Raw genomic sequence first — 774 nt, forward strand, 5'->3', positions numbered from 1 at the left:
GGGTCGGCTGGTTGGCCTTCGCCGCGACCATGAAATCGCCACCCTGGGCGGCGACGGCGTGAGCGTGCCCGGTCTGCGCGTGGAGGGCATCCGCGACGATCACGACGCCGCGCAGCGACCCGATCTGGGCGACGACCTGGTCGAGTAGCGGGGTGAACGCCGGGATTTCATTGGATTTCGCCTCGATCTGGACCTGGCCGAGCACGATCCCGGTCCGGGTGTCGTACGCGGCGAGCAGGTGCACCTGCCGGCCGTCGAGAGTGCGGGCACCGCGCAGGACTTTGCCGTCGATGGCGATGACCAGCCGCCACCGCCGGCCCGTGACCTGCAGCGGGGTGCTGCGCTGGCGCAGCCACCGCGTCAGCACCTGCTGCAACACGCCCGCGTCGACGCGGATCAGCAGCCGCCACAGCGTCGTCGCGGCCGGGACCGTCCCGGTGAAGCCGAGCCTGCGCCACGCCGGGCGGTCGAGGTCACGCATCCAATCGTGTACGGCGGTGAAGGTGCACGCCCCGGCCAGCACCGCGCACACCGCCACGGCGAGCAGACTCGACAGACCGTAACGGCGACCCCGCGCATCGCGCGGGTCCGGTACCACCTGCAACGCAACCAGCAACCCCGGCCGCTCACGATCGGTGACCGGCGCGGAAGGCGTAGCGCCGGGTGTGGTTGGCAGCAGAACCTTGATCGGTGATGATGACATGCGCGGGTGCGGCCCTTCCCAGGATCACGAAGTTCTCGACAAACCTCATGATCACCGAAGGGGCCACACCC

Annotated in this window: 1 protein-coding gene; it reads right to left on the reverse strand. The window is 70.0% G+C overall.

Going from position 1 to position 774, the window contains the following annotated elements; genetic code table 11:
- On the reverse strand, positions 1 to 598 hold a 598-nt coding region (locus tag ACFHWY_RS28720), incomplete at its 3' end, for an ISAs1 family transposase (protein WP_416583361.1).
- Between the last annotated feature and the right edge of the window lie 176 nt (positions 599 to 774).

The organism is Micromonospora sp. LOL_024 (assembly GCF_048060415.1).
Classification (GTDB): Bacteria; Actinomycetota; Actinomycetes; order Mycobacteriales; family Micromonosporaceae; genus Micromonospora.